This is a genomic window from Planococcus sp. MB-3u-03 (assembly GCF_002833405.1).
In the GTDB taxonomy this organism is placed as follows: Bacteria; Bacillota; Bacilli; order Bacillales_A; family Planococcaceae; genus Planococcus.
The window spans coordinates 3,179,895-3,195,871 of record NZ_CP025135.1; the positions used below are offsets into that span (position 1 = coordinate 3,179,895).

The window sequence follows — 15,977 nt, forward strand, 5'->3', positions numbered from 1 at the left end:
ATGAAAAGAGGAAAATGAAATGAGCAAAGATACATGCGAAATTTTATGTGTGGACGAAGAAAAAGTTGTGCGAGTCCAGCAACAGCTTTCGGAACAAAACCCGCTGGAAGTCGCGAAAATTTTCAAGGCATTGTCCGACGATACGAGAATCAAAATCGCTTATGCCTTATCGCTGGAAGACACACTCTGTGTCTGTGACGTTGCGAATATCATCGGCTCTTCTACGGCGACGGCTTCCTATCACCTACGATTGCTAAAAAATATGGGATTGGCAAAATACCGCAAAGAAGGAAAATTGGTCTATTATTCGTTGGATGATGCACATGTGAAACATCTCGTGCAAGTGGCCTTCACTCACCAGAAGGAGGGTGTCAGCGTTGGTTGAGAAAGCAAAGATAGAAGAAGAAAAAACAGTCTACCGTGTGGAAGGATTTTCGTGCGCCAACTGTGCCGGGAAATTCGAGAAGAACGTCAAAAACCTTTCCGGTGTTGAGGATGCGAAAGTGAATTTCGGCGCTTCGAAAATTTCCGTTTACGGAGAAGCGACAGTCGAGGAACTGGAAAAAGCTGGCGCTTTCGAGAATTTGAAAGTGGCACCGGAAAAACCAAAACGTCAGACAGCTCCAGAAGCGAAAGTCGCAATTGAAGACAAGAATGTCTTCCGGGTGGAAGGCTTTACGTGTGCCAACTGTGCCGGGAAGTTTGAGAACAACGTCAAGCAAATTCCCGGTGTCCAAGATGCAAAAGTCAATTTCGGGGCTTCGAAGATTTCCGTTTACGGGACGGCCTCGGTTGAAGAGTTGGAAAAAGCCGGTGCTTTTGAAAACTTGAAGATCGCTCCTGAAATCACAAGCCGGCAAGCTGGTCCGAAAACCGAAACCGAAAAAACGACGGCTGCAAAAGAGAAGAAAGTGCCGTTCTACCAAAAGTACAGCGTCTTGCTCTACTCCACCCTGTTGATTGTCTTTGGGTACATTTCGCAATTCGTAAACGGCGAAGAAAACCTGATGACATCGCTCCTGTTCGTGGCAGCCATCGTCATTGGCGGGTACTCGCTCTTTAAAGTCGGCTTCCAGAACTTGATACGCCTGGATTTCGACATGAAAACCCTCATGACGGTTGCCGTCATTGGGGCAGCTATCATCGGCGAATGGGCAGAAGCTTCCATCGTGGTGATTCTCTTCGCCATCAGTGAAGCATTGGAACGCTATTCCATGGACCGGGCCCGACAATCCATCCGTTCGTTGATGGACATTGCCCCGAAAGAGGCACTGGTTCGACGAAATGGACAAGAACAGCTGATTTCGGTAGATGACATTGCCGTCGGGGATATCATGATCGTCAAACCCGGACAAAAGATTGCGATGGACGGCATGGTGGTCAACGGCTATTCGGCGGTCAATCAGGCAGCGATTACGGGTGAATCCGTGCCCGTCGGCAAAACGGTGGATGATGAAGTCTTCGCCGGCACGCTGAACGAAGAAGGCCTGCTTGAAGTCAAAGTCACCAAGCTGGTCGAAGACACGACCATTGCAAAAATCATCCATTTGGTAGAAGAAGCACAGGGCGAACGGGCCCCTTCCCAGGCATTTGTCGATAAATTCGCCAAATATTATACACCGATCATCATGGCCGTTGCCGCACTCGTCGCCATTGTCCCTCCCCTCTTGTTTGACGCCAGCTGGGAAACCTGGGTCTATCAAGGACTGGCTGTGCTAGTCGTTGGCTGTCCGTGTGCGTTGGTCATTTCGACTCCGATTTCGATTGTATCCGCTATTGGCAATGCAGCCAAAAAAGGGGTTTTGGTAAAAGGCGGCGTGTACCTGGAAGAAATGGGTGCCATCAAAGCGATTGCGTTTGACAAGACCGGCACCCTAACCAAAGGGGTTCCCGTTGTCACAGACTTTGAGGTATTGAACAAGAGCATCAATGAAAAAGAACTGCTTTCCATCGTCACAGCGCTCGAGTATCGCTCGCAGCATCCCCTTGCTTCGGCCATCATGAAAAAAGCGGACGCAGAAAACATTTCTTATTCCGATGTCTTGGTCGAGGACTTCTCTTCCATTACCGGCAAAGGGATTAAAGGAACTGTCGAAGGCATCACGTACTACATCGGCAACCCAACTCTCTTTACCGAGCTGGGTGCCGCAAGTGCGGATAAGAACTTGGAACAAAACGTCGCAGCTCTTCAAAATCAGGGCAAGACGGCGATGATCATCGGAACGGAACAAAGGATCCTGGCGGTCATTGCTGTGGCAGATGAAGTCCGTGAATCCAGCAAGGAAGTCATCCAGAAGCTGCATCAAATGGGCATCAAGAAGACGATTATGCTGACAGGCGATAACAAAGGGACCGGTCAGGCCATTGGCCAGCAGGTCGGCGTCACCGAAATCCAGGCCGAACTGATGCCGGAGGATAAATTGAATTTCATCAAACGCTTACGAGCCGAATACGGCAACGTCGCGATGGTTGGAGACGGCGTGAACGATGCTCCGGCACTTGCTGCTTCTACTGTCGGAATTGCCATGGGCGGTGCCGGAACCGATACCGCGATGGAGACCGCTGATGTGGTCTTGATGGGCGATGATTTGAGCAAACTGCCGTTCACGGTGAAATTGAGCCGGAAATCATTGAATATCATCAAAGCGAACATTGCATTCGCAATCGGCATTAAAGCGATCGCATTGCTGCTGGTTATTCCGGGTTGGTTGACGCTCTGGATTGCTATTATGTCCGATATGGGGGCTACCCTTCTGGTCGCACTCAACAGTTTACGGCTGATGCGCGTAAAAGAATAGAACGAAATACAGCGTGCACCTGAAAAGATGCACGCTGTTTTCACATTAATACTAAAGATAATTCATCAGGTTCACAGCGTTCAAGAATTAGTACCTTTCAATAGCTGGCATTAGAGTTAATAATATACTGAATGAAAAGCGTTCGTAAAAGTACACTTTTACGAACACTCCGAAATGGACTGGAAACGACCGAGTATAGCGTTCGTAAATGTATAAAATAACTTTACGAACGTTCGCTAATTCTCAAACACTTTTACGAACGCTTTTCAGTTACCATCAGAACCCCACTTCCTGACGAGCGATCTTCAGGAATTTTTTAACCAAAGAAAAACTGCCGGGAAGCTTCCCGGCAGTTTTAGCTATCTTTAGATGGAGTTTTCTCCAGTATTCGTGCGTATCGTTTTATCTTTTTCATTCAATTCGTGGAGCAATTTTTCGCCTTCAATGTCCAAATCCGGGAGAATCTTGTCGAGCCATTTTGGCAGCCACCAGATTTTGTCGCCGAACATCGACATGACGGCCGGCACGAAGATCATGCGGATCAGGAAGGCATCGACGAGGATGCCGAACGCTAAGGCAAAGCCGATTTGCTTGATCATGATGTCATCCGTGAAGATGAAGCCAGAGAATACCGAAACCATGATTAATGCCGCGGCGACGACCACTTTACTCGCCGTCTTGTAGCCGCTGACGATGGCCCCATCGCCTTTTTCACCATGTATATAGGCTTCGCGCATCGACGACACAAGGAATACTTGGTAATCCATGGCGAGCCCGTACAGGATGCCGGTGACCATAATCGGGATAAAGCTCAGCAATGGACCGCCGGTATCGATTCCGAAAAGTGATCCGAGCCAGCCCCACTGGAAGACGGCGGTTGTGGCGCCGAATGTTGCCATGATGCTCAACAGGAAACCGACCGTTGCCTTGATCGGGATCAAGATCGAACGGAAGACGACTAACAGGATAAGCAATGACAGCACGACGATAATGGCGATATAGATCGGGAACACTTCACCCAACTTCTCCGAAATGTCGATATTGACCGCCGTCAAGCCCGTCACGCCGATTTCTGCGTTGGTGTTTTCAGTGGCAGCGGTATCTGTCCGCAAACTTTCCACCAATTGTTTTGTCGCTTCATCAGTCGGCCCGTTTTCTGGGATGATGCTGATGATGGCGATTGTTCCGTCTTCATTGAAGCCGCCTGGCGATACTTCCGCTACGCCGTCAAGCTGTGAGATATTGCTGAGCAGCTGGAAATATTCCTGTGGATTTACTGCAGCTGCGTCCTGGTCTTTGGCCACGACAAGAAGCGGGCCGTTAAAACCTTCGCCGAAGCTGTCGGAAATGACGTCATAGCTCTGCCTGACAGCGGTGTCTTGATTAGCGCTTTCACCCGAAGGCATGCCGAGGTTCATTTGCGCGACCGGCACTGCGAGTGTACCGAGAATGATAATGACCAGTATGACCGCGACCCATTTCATTTTCAATAAGCCAGTAATCCATCCTTGGGCAAAGCTTTGTTTCGAGCTGTTGTTCGTTTGAGCTTTATTTCTCGTTTTGGCTGAGACGATCCGCTCACCAATCAATCCGAGCAATGCCGGGAGCAGTGTGAGCGCGACCAGCACATCGATTAACACCGTCAATGCGGCGACGATTGCCATACTGCTGAGGAACGAGATGCCGATGACCAGCAAACCGCTGAGCGCGATGATGACGGTCAAGCCGGCAAAGAATACCGCGCTGCCTGCTGTGCCGACTGCACGGGCAGCCGCTTCTTTCGCGGTCAATTGTTGTTCGGTGATCAGTTTGCGCTGTCTGTTAACAATGAACAAGGCATAATCGATGCCGACAGCAAGGCCGATCATCAAAGCGAGAACCGGTGTCAGGCTGTTGATTTCGAACATGCTCGACAAGGCGAACGTCCCGCCGACACCCACACCGACGCCGATCAATGCCACGACTAGCGGCAAGCCCGCTGCGATGAGTGAGCCGAGCGTGACGACCAGGATGACTGCTGCGATCGCGAGCCCGATGATTTCATGCGTACCGCCGATCGGGATATCGACGCCTTGCAGCGCACCCGTCGGAATGACTGTGATGGAAGAATTTTCTTGAGCGATATTTGCGGCATCCGCAAGTTCTTCGCGTTCCGCTTCACTCAAGTCTTCCGCTGTTTTGGTCAGTTGGAACTGGAATAATGCGACCGTTCCGTCCTCTGAAATTTGGATGCCCGGAACCGGCATTTCTTGAACGATGAACGGCCGGTGGTTGACTTCAGACGCCGGAAGCTGGCTCATCATCTCTTGCATTGACTGCATCTGTGCCATTGCTTCCTCGTCCTGCAGCATGTCCATTGGATTGACGACATGTTCCAAACTGTAAATTTCATTGGCTGCCATGGCTAAAGCTTGGGCATTGGCCGGATCGTCAATGGCTTCCCCTTCCGGCACTTCGAATAAATAACTGCCTTGCCCACCGGATGCGGCTGGGTATTCTTCCGCCAATTCGTCCAGCACGTCCTGTGCGGCGGTGCCGTCAATTCTTGTTTCACTGCTTGTATTCACGCCATTTGTGACGATGGCTGTGATGATGATTCCTAAAATGAGCAGCCAGCTGGCAATGAAGATCCATGGCTTGCTATAGGCTGTTTTTCCGATGCTGTAAAAAAATCTCGACACGTGTGCAACTCCGTTCTCTATTTTCGTTAGTTAAAGCCTTTTCGTAAGTGGCCAAAGACGATATCGATGTACTGGTTAAATTCGTTATCGGCTTCGTCCTGTTCCCCGTCTTCCGGCAATTTGACGGCGATGCTTTCATCGAGCACCGGCAAGATCGCACCGAATACGGCGCCGATCAGAATATGGTAATACTCTTCTGGATAATCGCTGCCGAACTCTTCGCTGATGCCGCGTTTCGCAAAATTTTGTACTTCCATCAACGCGCCTGTGACATAGAGCTTCAGCGTCGGGGAGTTGCGCGACAGTGAAATGAGCTGGTTGAGACGCCTTAGTTTGTTGATCGTGAAACTTCCGCGGATATATAACTCGATGGTATCCAAGGGCGTATACATTTCCGTGGAGAATGTGAATTGGTCGTCGCGCTCTAAATAATCATTCATCGTCAAGGAGTTGGCGATCGCTTCTTCCTTGCATGAAAAATAATTGGCGAATGTCCGGCGTGAATAGCCTGCCGTTTTAACGATATCTTCCACAACAAACCCGTCCACACCGTGCTCCACCGCTAAGTTAAAAGCAGCTTCGGCCAAGGCTTGGCGTGTCGCTATTTTTTTCATATCCCGCAAACCGCTGTCAGTCATTCTATCACCTCATTTTCAATTCTTACATGTTATACCACAAAAATTGCCCAATGTGCAATATTTCCCTTTGGGCAATTATAAAAAGACGAACCGATTGGCTGTATAATGGTTATCATCACTTGTACGAAGGAGGCCCTTATGAAAACCCATTATTATTTAGGTTGGTTTACTGATTTCTTCCCGGAGAACCTAAGCAAAGCCTTAAGGGAAGACCTTCCAGAACGGAAATCGCTCGTGATGGTCAGTTCGGATCCATCAGATGCTGAAGTGGACGGCGCTGTGGAACGTTCCTGGTTAGATCAGGCAGGCATTTCATTCGATGAATATCATTTAATCGATTCGAGTGTAGAGCAGGAAGTGGCCCATGCCTTAATCAGAAATGCCTCGGCCATTTTCCTATTGGGCGGAGATACCCTTAAGCAAAACCGGTTTTTGACGGAGGAGTACGAATTGGCAGAGCCAATCAAAACGAGCGCCGCCTTGGTCATGGGGGCCAGTGCCGGAGCGATCAATATGTCCGCCAAATGGAAATGCTCGGAACGCTTTGGATATCCTGTTGGCATGGACGTTGTTTGCGACGGCCTCGCGCTAGACCCTTTCTCCGTGCTGTCCCATTTCGACCTCGAAAACAATATGGAACTCGTACAAGAAGAACTCTCTGCCCTGTCGGATGAGATGAACGTGTATGCGTCAAATAAAGACTGTGCCTTGCGCTCAAAAGGCGGCCATATCGATATTTTAGGGGATGTCTATGTCATGTCGCGCTCAAACATCCGGAAATTAGATGAGACTTTTTAGCTTCATTGGCTGCATCAAAAGGCAAAACTAAAAACGTTCGGCAAGCAGAATTTCATGCTTGCCGAACGTTTTTTTGATTGATTTAAGCATTTTGGCAATTAACGATCGTTCTCCCTAAATGCTCCCCGTTTTTGATCGCCTCGATCGTATCAGGAATTTGTTCGAGCGAGACTTCGTCCGTCAAGGTTGTTTGGGTGATGTTCCAGTCGGCTGACATCTTGTCCCAGATGGCGCCGCGTTTTTCGATCGGCACATTGACTGAATCGATGCCAAGCAAATTGACGCCTCTTAGGATGAACGGCAGCACCGTCGCCGTCAGTTGAAGGCCAGCTGCGTTGCCGCACATGCTCATGCTACCGCCATAAGAAATTTGCGGGATGAGGACCGATGCCACATCGCCGCCGACGGTATCGAGGACATAATCGAATTTTTGCTTGTTCAATGGCTTTTTCAGTTCGCCCAGATCATCCGGGAAAATGACTTCGTTTGCGCCGAGCGATTTCGCCACGTCCACTTGATGGTCTTTGCGCACCAAGGCCGTGATATTGGTGTAGCCGATTTTGGATAGAATCTGCAGCGCGACGCTTCCGACGCCGCCAGTCGATCCTGTCACCAATAGCTCCGGATTGTTTTTTGGGTCCATACCGTTTTGTTCGAGTGCTTGGATGGACAATGCCGCCGTGAATCCTGCCGTCCCGAACACCATAGCGTCTTTCAAGCTCAAGCCGTCCGGCAAAGGCACGATCCACTCGGCCGGCACGCGGGCATATTCAGAGAACCCGCCGGTGTGGCTCATTCCCATCTCAAATCCTGTGACAATCACTTCCTGGCCTTGCTGGAATCGCCCGTCCGCTGTATGTACAACCGTTCCGCTGAAATCGATTCCGGGAATCATCGGGTAATCGCGGATGACTCCGCCTTTTTTCTGCACCGCGAGCATATCCTTGTAATTGATTGACGAATACGCCACTTTCACCAAGACGTCTCCTTGCGATAATTGGTCTTCACTGATTTGTTCCACGCCGTAGGTCACTTCATCTTCTTGCTGTTTAATGACAATCGCTTTAAATAAATCCATGAAAATCCCTCCTTGCTCTTCTCTTCCCGATTCAGTGTGGCAGCATGCATTATCTAGAGAGATCCTCTTGCACTATTTTACTGATGTGAGTAAACCCATTCTTTGACAATGATTTATTCAACAATTATATTAGACTGGTCGGTTTAATTGTTTAAAGAGGTGAATTATGTCTAAACCCAATACGAAAGTGGCGTTGATCCAGGCTGCTTCCAGATTGTTCCGCCTGCACGGCTACGAAGGGATCAGTCTTAACGATATTTTAAAAGAGATCAATATTCCTAAAGGCTCCTTGTACCATTATTTCCCTAATGGCAAAGAAGAGCTGGCTGTCGAAGCCATTCACCATACCAAAGATATTGTTTTGGCATGGATTGAAGAGTCGTTCGAACAAATCGGCGATCCTGTCAAAGCGGTGCAAGACCATATTCATCAGCTGGCCGCTCTATTGAAAGATGAGACAGAACAAGTCGGGTTTCCGATTGGAACGATTGCGGCTGAAAAATATTCGACCAATGAACCGATCAGGTCCGCGTGCCAAACGGCATTCGAAGAGTGGAGTGAACTATACTCCACTAAGTTTTTTGAAGCAGGATACAGTGAAAAGCAGGCTAAAGATTACGGAGTTTTCATTCTGGCCGCGATCGAGGGAGGCATTCTTCTTTCACTTACTACCAAAAGCGAGGAATCGCTTTTAATCATCGCCGATCAAATTCCTTTCATCTTGTCAAAAAGAGAGAATTAGAATCAGGCTTTTCAGAGAGGAATGGATAAAGATATGGCAACAATAGCAGGACAGCAACAAGAAACCATCAAAACGACCCCTATTTTAATTTCATTCTTAATCGCTGGCTTCATTGGATTGTTCAGTGAGACTGCGCTCAATATGGCATTGGGTGATTTAATCCAACAATTCGGCGTAGGGTCGTCCACCATCCAATGGCTCACGACCGGATACTTGCTGACACTCGGCATACTGGTCCCTGTGTCGGGCTTATTGCTGCAATGGTTCAGCACAAGACAGCTATTCATTGCCGCGCTGGCCTTTTCAGTGACCGGCACCTTGATCGCTGCACTGGCGCCGAGCTTCAGCATTCTCATGGTGGCTCGTGTCATCCAGGCAATCGGAACAGGCTTGCTGTTGCCGCTCATGTTCAACACGATTCTATTGATCTTCCCTATTCATCGCAGAGGGGCGATTATGGGATTGATGGGCTTGGTGATCATGTTCGCTCCGGCGATCGGGCCGACGATTTCCGGATTTTTAATTGAAAACTTAAGCTGGCATTGGATTTTCTGGGTGTCTCTTCCGTTTCTAGTGTTTGCACTAGTTTTCGGCATCATGTTCATGCAGAACGTCAGCGTGATTACAAAACCTAAGATCGACATCACTTCCATCGTGCTGTCTTCCCTTGGGTTTGGCGGGATTGTCTATGGATTCAGTACCGCTGGGGAAAGCGGCTGGGGCAGCTTCATCGTCATCGCATCTATTGCGGTTGGATTTGTCTCATTGTTCTTGTTCTCCATCCGGCAATTTAAAATGGACCAGCCAATGATCAACCTCCGCGTCTTTAAATACCCTATGTTCACACTCGGGCTCGCGGCTGTGTTTATCGCGTTCATGGTCATCCTGTCATCAGCTATTCTGCTGCCGCTGTATTTGCAGACGGGACTTGGCTTGGCAGCTGTCACAGCCGGGCTCATCCTCCTGCCGGGCGGCGTGTTAAATGGATTGATGTCACCGATTACCGGGCGGATTTACGATAAATACGGGCCGAGAGGATTGGTCATTCCCGGATTTTCCATCATCATCATTACCTTGTGGAACTTATCAGGCGTCACGACCGCCACGACCGCAGTCACAATCGTCGTCTTGAATACTCTTTTGATGGTCGGGGTTTCATTGGTGATGATGCCTGCCCAAACCAATGCGTTGAATCAATTGCCAAAAGACTTGTATCCAGATGGCACCGCTTTGATGAACACCCTTCAGCAAGTATCAGGCGCCATCGGGACAGCGGTCGCCATTACCATCATGTCATCGACACAATCGACCTATATGCAAACTGTATCCGATCCAAACAGCGCTTCCGCTATTCCCGAAGCACTGACTGCCGGCGTGCAAAATGCCTTTACATTCGGTTTGGTGCTCGCTGTGATCGGCTTGGTGATTTCTTTCTTCATCAAATCCGTCCACCTGGCCAAAGAAGAAGCACCTCAAAGAAAAGTTGTCGAAAACACTTAAAAATGAACGATCGATTCAGCTGGTTTCAATTTAGGATTTGACTTCTTTTTTATTCCAGTTATAATGAAAAACAATATCTGCATAACGAAGATTTGCCCGAGCATTTCGGAGTATAAGATCAAAAGCGATGATAAGAACGAGTACCTGTGACTGAAGCATACAGAAAGCAGCCGGTTGATGAGAGGCGCATGCGGTGTCTGGGGAAATACCTCTTTGAGCTGTGTACCGAACCTTCAGTAGGCTACACCGGAGTTGCATCCGTAATCCATGCAGAAGTATCGCTTCGGCCGTACTTTCCAAGGGAAGCTGTGCGAGCAGCTTCCGAACTAAGGTGGTAACACGCATATCCGCGTCCTTTAGGGTTTTTCCCTAGAGGGCGCTTTTTTGTATTCTTATAGATTTTGCGATATGACTATTCCAAGACAAGGAGATGTTAGCATGCGACTCAGACCCGCTGAACAAATGAAAATCATCGAAAAAGGAGCAGCCGAAATCATCGAGGAAGGCGAATTGCTCGAAAAGCTCGAACGCTCATACAATGAACAGCGCCCGCTCACCATCAAGCTTGGGCTCGATCCGTCCGCACCTGATATCCACCTTGGCCACGCAGTAGTTTTGCGCAAAATCAAGCAATTACAGGACCTCGGCCACCAGGCGGTCATTTTGATCGGCGACTTCACCGGGCGCATCGGCGATCCTTCCGGCAAAGCGAAAGGACGGACCGCGCTCAGTGACGAAGCGGTCCGGGAGAATGCGGAAACTTACTATGAACAGATCTTCAAAGTGCTCGACAAAACGAAGACAACGGTGCGCTTCAATAGCGAATGGCTGTCGAAACTGAATTTCGAGGAAGTCGGGAAGCTTGCAGCCAGCACGTCGGTCGCGCGCATGCTCGAACGCGACGATTTCCAGAACCGCTACCAAAGCCAGTCGCCGATCGGCCTCCATGAGTTTTTCTACCCGCTCATGCAAGCCTACGATTCCGTTGAACTAAAAGCGGACATCGAAATCGGCGGCACCGACCAGACCTTCAATATTTTAATGGGCCGCACGCTGCAAAAGCACATGGGCCAGGAAAACAAGTCGCCATCTTCATGCCGCTGATCGAAGGGCTCGACGGCGTTGAAAAGATGAGCAAAAGCCTGGGCAATTACATCGGCGTCAGCGAAGCGCCTGAAATCATGTTCAAAAAGGTAATGGAAGTCCCCGATCCTTTGGTCTTCAAATACTTTGAACTGACGACCGATGAGCATCCCTTGGCGATTGAATCGCTGCTCGACCGGCTTGAAGACGGCGAAAACCCGCGCAATATCAAATTGGAACTGGCGGAAATCATCACGGCGCTCTACCACGGCGAAGACGCGATGAAAGAAGCAAAACGCTACTTCGAGACCGCCTTCCAAAAGCGTGAAATCCCGGAAAATATCCCTTCGCTGCTGGTGGAAATCGGCAAGGAACGCATCGAAGAAGTCATCCCGCAGCTCGTGGAATCCGGATTTGTCCGCAGCAAAAGTGAATTTGTCCGGCTCATTGAACAAAACGGCGTATCGTTTAACGGCGACAAGCTGACACGCGAAGAACTCGACACCATCGTCCATAACGGCGACGTCCTGCAGATCGGCAAAAAGCGCTTCGTGCGTTTTGAAAAATAAGTAAAGAAAAGGAGAGTGACCGAAAGTAAAGGTTGATGTCCATTGCGACGGACGCTTTCGGGGCCACAGGATGTGGGTCATGCAGCTGGCGCGACAGGACGTCGCGTTGCCAGCTGCCAGGGCACCATGTAATTTCGTTGCTCCCACATCTGCAATGCAGATGCGTCGCAAATAAATGAACTCAGTTCCACTTCGTTCATTTATTCGCCGCCTCCATTTCCATCAGCTGTTATGAAAATAAAAATTATAAAAAAGTCAGACATAATTAAAACAGCCGGAGAAAAAGAATCTTTTTTCTCCGGCTGCTTCATTTTATATACGTATGGGACAGACCCTTTTTTACTTTATTTTTTATACTGCATATAAACAACTTGTGTCGCAAGGAAGTCTTCCATGCCGTGCTTGCCGTCCGCACCGCCGAGGCCGGATTGGCGCATGCCGGCGTGATAGCCTTGCACTGCTTCGAAGTTTTCGCGGTTGACGTAAGTCTCGCCGAACTTCATTTCATTGACGACGCGCATTGCTTCGTTCAAGTCGTCTGTATAGATAGAAGAAGACAAGCCGAAGACCGTATCGTTGGCCATTTCAATCGCTTCTTCTATTGTACTGAAGGTGGTCATCGGAAGCACCGGCCCGAAAATCTCTTCGCGCATGATATCGGAATCGTGCGTCACGTTCGTTAAAATAGTTGGCTTGTAGAAGAACCCGGCCAGATCCGCGCGTTCCCCGCCTGTCGCAACGGTCGCCCCTTGCGACACTGCATCTTTAACCATGCCTTCGACAGTTTCCAAACGGTCCTGGCTAATCAGCGGCCCCATTGTTACGTCTTTGCTTTCTCTCGGGTCGCCAAGCTTGGTCGCTTCAAATGCCTGGATAAGTTTTTGGCTGAGCTCTTCTGCCACGCTTTCATGGACATAAAGGCGCTCCGCATTCGTACACGCCTGTCCGCCATTTGCGAGTCTCGATGTGGTGATGGCTTTTGCGGCCAGGTCCAAATCTGCATGCTGTGTGACGATGGCTGGCGCTTTGCCGCCAAGTTCGAGATTGACCTTGGTGATGTTTTGCGCTGCCGCTTCCATTACTTTCGTGCCGGCTGGCAAGCTTCCTGTCATCGTGATCATTTGGACTTTTTTATGCGAAGCCATTGCGTTGCCAATCTCAGAACCGGTTCCGGTTACCACATTGTAGACGCCTTTTGGAATTTCTTCCATCGCGTCGACGATTTTCGTGAATTCCATTGCAGTATTCGGTGTTTGCTGGCTCGGTTTGATGACGATTGTGCAGCCAGTGACGAGCGCTGTCGCGACTTTCCGTGCCAGGATGAATACCGGGAAATTCCAAGGGATAATGCCTGCCACGACGCCGATCGGCTTCTTGTAGACTAAGATATTTTCATTCGGGCGGTCGCTTGGGACGATTTCCCCCTCGATGCGTCGTGCCCATTCGGACATATAATGGAAGTAATCAATCGCCAAGTCGACTTCGCCGCTTGCCAGTTCATAGTCTTTTCCTTGCTCTTCCTGCAATAAGTCGATAAATTTATCACGGTTTTCAGCGATCTTATCGCCCAGCTTGCGGACAATTTTCCCGCGTTCGATATTCGGTTTCAATTCCCAAGCCTGTTGTGCCTGATGCGCCGCTTCTACTGCCTTATCCACATCTTCTTCCGTTCCTTTAGGAATCTTAGAAATCACTTGTTCCGTTGCCGGGTTGATGATGTCGATCCATTCGTCTCCAGTAGACTTTATATATTCGCCGTTCACATACATTTGGTGAGTTTGCAAAAGATCTCCTCCTAATTTTCCAATTAGTAGGTTTTTCCCTTTATGGTTACCGGTAAACTTGGCCTTCTGCACTAACATGCTTAGACAGGCTTAAACTTTTACACAGCGTCAGGGTTTCCCAGAAACTTAGTTTCCAGTTCATGTTCATATCCCTCGCCTACACGGTAAGCCTTGGCGTAAGGGCGTGAACTGACAGCGCTATGCAAGTCCTGTCCAGTAAAATGAAGCGCCACGCCGTCATCCGCCGCGAGCCCTGGCTTGATCTGCCCGTGCTTCAGCAGCCGTTGAAACGTCGGACGCCGGTGTGTTTCCCCGTCGTAATGGGGGCAATTGCTGCCGGTCAAAAACCCTAAGCAGTCCAATTGATGAAGCTCATCGCCATAAGAATCGGTGACGCCTTGTTCGAACCAGCAAATCGATCCCGCACTGATGCCTGCCAGGATAATTCCTTGATTCCAAGCTTTTTCAATGATCCGGTCCAAGCCCCATTCCCGCCACAACGCAAGCAAGTTTTTCGTATTGCCCCCGCCGACATACAAAATGTCCTGCGACAAGACAAACTCTTCCAGATCTTGTGCGGGCGGCTTGAATAATGACAGATGCGTCGGCTCGCAGCTTTGTTGTTCGAAGAAATCGTAGAAGCGCGCGATATAGCTGTCCGCGTCCCCGCTCGCAGTTGGGATAAAGCAGATCTTTGGCGTTTTTTTCGGTGATTGCTCCAATATGTATAAATCGAGGAGTGGATTGTCAGGCTCCATCGAGAAGCCGCCTCCGCCTAGTGCGATAATCTGTTTCATTGGGTTTCCTCCCTCTCTATCCCCCATACAGCTCTTTATCTTTTTGATTGCTCAAGCGGATGTAATACGGAAACAGCACGATGAGCAATAGCCCAATTGTTCCGCTTAAATACCCGAGCCCCATCAAAAAGCCGCCATTGTTGAATGATACGTATTGTCGCTCGCCGCAAGACGGGCAATTTTTCCCATCTTTTGCCATGCCCAGTTTCCAGATATCTTTTGCTTTCCATTTAACTCCACAATTTGTGCAATGTGCCATAGTCTTCATCCTTTCCAGATCTATTTGTCTTCTATAGATAAAGCATCAGCGTTTCTTCAATTGCATTTCTTCATTTTCACTGCTCAGCTTCATGAACAGATGGTCTTTCATTTCCCATAAGCATTCCAGCCACGTTCCCCAAAACAGCATGTCCCGAAATGTGTGATCTTCCACTTTCATATACTGGACAACCCCGCAGTTCGGGCATGGGCAGCCATCCTTTAATTCATACAACCAATGCTTTTCTTTAGATTTCCAGCGATATCGACAATTCGTGCAGCGTGTCATTTTTCTCGACTCCTTTCATTATTTTACTCTCATTTCCAATAAAGGTTTCATAAAAGGCAAAAATTTCTTTACAAAAAAAGCCGTCAGAGAAAATTCCCTGGCGGCTTTTACGTATTCAGATAAAGTTCATTCGCTGATAAACAGGAAAACCTGCTTGTCTTCCTGTCCTGCTTCGCCGGCGAAACGGTCTGTATAGTCGAGCCATTTGGCGCGTTCTCGGCGGGCTTCGATTTTATCGCCGAGCTCCGCTTCGATTTGTTGCATCATGGTGGCGATTTCCTTGAGCGAGCGGTTGAAGCGGTAAGCTGCCTGCTCGAACGGCGAATGAAGCACCAGCAAACGGCGAAATTCCTCTACTGTATCCGCTTGTTCAGCCAGTGCATCTTCCAGTTCTATGATAAAGCGGTACAGTTGCCGCTGCTCCTCACCCAGTTTCGCCACTTCGCTTTTCAGCAAATAGGCAATCATGCCGTCGTTCATTGCCCCACTCCTCTTTCACTGTCTTACCAACTTGATTTTTTGACGCCGGGGATCTGCCCTTTATGTGCAAGGTCGCGGAATGCGATGCGGGACATGCCGAATTTGCGCATGAAGCCGCGCGGGCGCCCGGTCACTTCGCAACGGTTCTTCAAACGGGTCGGCGACGAATCTTTCGGCAGTTTCGCCAATGCTTCGTGATCGCCTTGCGTTTTCAGTTCTTTGCGAAGTTCCGCATAGCGCACCACCATTTCACGTTGTTTTTTATCGCGTGCTACTTTTGATTTCTTGGCCATCGATAGGCTCCTCTCTATTATGCAATAATTTTTGCTGGATTACTTGGTTTCGCGGTGCAAAGTCACTTTTTTCAAACGCGGGCAATATTTTTTCAATTCGATGCGCTCCGGGTTGTTGCGCTTGTTTTTGGTCGTCGAGTAATTGCGGTCGCCCGTTTCTGTGCAGGCCAATGTAATGTTCACTCTCAT

At 49.1% G+C, this 15,977-nt stretch carries 16 protein-coding genes, 1 pseudogene and 1 other annotated feature; of the genes and pseudogenes, 6 read left to right on the top strand and 11 right to left on the bottom strand.

Annotated features, from left to right (window positions below):
* Positions 1-19: 19 nt before the first annotated feature.
* On the top strand, positions 20-385 hold the full coding sequence (locus CW734_RS17130; RefSeq protein WP_101191951.1) for an ArsR/SmtB family transcription factor: 366 nt from the start codon (positions 20-22) through the stop codon (positions 383-385).
* Positions 378-2,798, top strand: a complete 2,421-nt coding sequence (locus CW734_RS17135) for a heavy metal translocating P-type ATPase (protein WP_101191952.1) — start codon at positions 378-380, stop codon at positions 2,796-2,798. Before CW734_RS17130 ends, CW734_RS17135 begins: the two co-directional genes overlap by 8 nt.
* Before the next feature lie 365 nt (positions 2,799-3,163).
* On the opposite strand, the gene CW734_RS17140 is transcribed toward CW734_RS17135, so the two are convergent.
* Positions 3,164-5,479 carry an MMPL family transporter gene (locus CW734_RS17140; RefSeq protein WP_101191953.1) on the bottom strand — a complete coding sequence of 772 codons (2,316 nt, stop codon included), beginning with the start codon at positions 5,477-5,479 and terminating at the stop codon, positions 3,164-3,166.
* Positions 5,480-5,505: 26 nt separating this feature from the next.
* Complete coding sequence (locus CW734_RS17145; RefSeq protein ID WP_101191954.1) at positions 5,506-6,117, bottom strand: TetR/AcrR family transcriptional regulator; 612 nt, start codon at positions 6,115-6,117, stop codon at positions 5,506-5,508.
* A gap of 138 nt (positions 6,118-6,255) precedes the next feature.
* Between CW734_RS17145 and CW734_RS17150 the strand changes: the two genes are divergently transcribed.
* Positions 6,256-6,915: a Type 1 glutamine amidotransferase-like domain-containing protein gene (locus tag CW734_RS17150; RefSeq protein ID WP_101191955.1), complete on the top strand. Its 660-nt coding sequence runs from the start codon at positions 6,256-6,258 to the stop codon at positions 6,913-6,915.
* An 82-nt stretch (positions 6,916-6,997) separates the two neighbouring features.
* Here CW734_RS17150 and CW734_RS17155 read toward each other — a convergent pair whose 3' ends face one another.
* The gene (locus CW734_RS17155) at positions 6,998-7,993 is read right to left on the bottom strand and encodes a YhdH/YhfP family quinone oxidoreductase (RefSeq protein ID WP_101191956.1); all 996 of its coding nucleotides are present in this window, start codon (positions 7,991-7,993) and stop codon (positions 6,998-7,000) included.
* A 166-nt stretch (positions 7,994-8,159) separates the two neighbouring features.
* On the opposite strand from CW734_RS17155, the gene CW734_RS17160 reads away from it, so the two are divergent.
* From CW734_RS17160 to tyrS, 3 genes and pseudogenes are all read left to right on the top strand, one after another.
* Positions 8,160-8,735 carry a TetR/AcrR family transcriptional regulator gene (locus CW734_RS17160; RefSeq protein ID WP_101191957.1) on the top strand — a complete coding sequence of 192 codons (576 nt, stop codon included), beginning with the start codon at positions 8,160-8,162 and terminating at the stop codon, positions 8,733-8,735.
* 33 nt (positions 8,736-8,768) lie between these two features.
* On the top strand, positions 8,769-10,235 hold the full coding sequence (locus tag CW734_RS17165) for a DHA2 family efflux MFS transporter permease subunit (RefSeq protein WP_101192246.1): 1,467 nt from the start codon (positions 8,769-8,771) through the stop codon (positions 10,233-10,235).
* A gap of 118 nt (positions 10,236-10,353) precedes the next feature.
* Positions 10,354-10,595 (top strand) — a binding site (T-box leader).
* Positions 10,596-10,673: 78 nt separating this feature from the next.
* Positions 10,674-11,887, top strand: a pseudogene (gene tyrS / locus CW734_RS17175) (tyrosine--tRNA ligase).
* 77 nt (positions 11,888-11,964) lie between these two features.
* Here tyrS and CW734_RS19505 read toward each other — a convergent pair.
* From CW734_RS19505 to rpmG, 8 genes are all read right to left on the bottom strand, one after another.
* Positions 11,965-12,087, bottom strand: coding sequence for a hypothetical protein (locus tag CW734_RS19505; protein WP_257968616.1), 123 nt, complete (start codon positions 12,085-12,087; stop codon positions 11,965-11,967).
* A 144-nt stretch (positions 12,088-12,231) separates the two neighbouring features.
* Positions 12,232-13,671 (bottom strand): aldehyde dehydrogenase, encoded by a 1,440-nt coding sequence (gene aldA, locus CW734_RS17180; RefSeq protein ID WP_101191959.1) that lies wholly within the window; start codon positions 13,669-13,671, stop codon positions 12,232-12,234.
* A 98-nt stretch (positions 13,672-13,769) separates the two neighbouring features.
* Positions 13,770-14,468 carry a Type 1 glutamine amidotransferase-like domain-containing protein gene (locus CW734_RS17185; RefSeq protein ID WP_101191960.1) on the bottom strand — a complete coding sequence of 233 codons (699 nt, stop codon included), beginning with the start codon at positions 14,466-14,468 and terminating at the stop codon, positions 13,770-13,772.
* A 16-nt stretch (positions 14,469-14,484) separates the two neighbouring features.
* Positions 14,485-14,727 (bottom strand): hypothetical protein, encoded by a 243-nt coding sequence (locus tag CW734_RS17190; protein WP_101191961.1) that lies wholly within the window; start codon positions 14,725-14,727, stop codon positions 14,485-14,487.
* 45 nt (positions 14,728-14,772) lie between these two features.
* A complete protein-coding gene (locus CW734_RS17195; protein ID WP_101191962.1) occupies positions 14,773-15,015 on the bottom strand; it encodes a hypothetical protein in 243 nt (80 codons plus the stop codon).
* A gap of 126 nt (positions 15,016-15,141) precedes the next feature.
* A complete protein-coding gene (locus tag CW734_RS17200; protein WP_101191963.1) occupies positions 15,142-15,495 on the bottom strand; it encodes a hypothetical protein in 354 nt (117 codons plus the stop codon).
* Positions 15,496-15,518: 23 nt separating this feature from the next.
* A complete protein-coding gene (gene rpsN / locus CW734_RS17205) occupies positions 15,519-15,788 on the bottom strand; it encodes a 30S ribosomal protein S14 (RefSeq protein WP_101191964.1) in 270 nt (89 codons plus the stop codon).
* A gap of 39 nt (positions 15,789-15,827) precedes the next feature.
* Positions 15,828-15,977, bottom strand: a complete 150-nt coding sequence (gene rpmG, locus CW734_RS17210; RefSeq protein ID WP_058382433.1) for a 50S ribosomal protein L33 — start codon at positions 15,975-15,977, stop codon at positions 15,828-15,830.